General features: G+C 65.1%; 1 protein-coding gene. It reads left to right on the forward strand.

The window, feature by feature from the left end:
* Positions 1–533: LLM class flavin-dependent oxidoreductase (locus AB2U09_RS00075; protein WP_459190651.1), on the forward strand; the 533-nt coding region annotated here is incomplete at both ends.

Below are 533 nucleotides of genomic sequence, written 5' to 3' on the forward strand. Positions count from 1 at the left end.
GAGGGCGGTGACACCTGGGAGGGTGTCGTCGAGCAGTGTCAGGTCGCCGAGGACGTCGGGTTCGAGACCTGCTGGGTCAACGACCACCAGGCCACCGAGGGCGACAATTACTGGCCGTCGCCGCTGACACGGCTGACGAGCATCGCACAGGGCACCGAGGAACTGGAACTGGTCACGTCTGTCCTGATCCTGCCGCTGTATCACCCGCTGCACGTCGCTCAGCGCGCGGCGATGCTCGATAATATCTCCGACGGCCGTCTCACGCTCGGTGTCGGCCTGGGCTACGTCGAAGAGGAGTTCGAGGCCTTCGGCGTGCCGATGGACGAGCGCGCCGGCCGGATGATCGAGGGCATCCAGTTCATCGACGAGTTCCTCTCCAGCGACGAGCCGATCACGTACAAATGTCCGTTCTTCGAGGTCGAGGACTGGCAGCCCCTGCCGAAGACCATTCAGGAACCGCGGCCCTCGCTGTGGATCGGTGGCTGGGGTCCCAAGCAGATCCGCCGCTCGGTGCAGTTCTCCGACGCGTGGGT

It is taken from the genome of Halosimplex yunnanense (genome assembly GCF_054504345.1).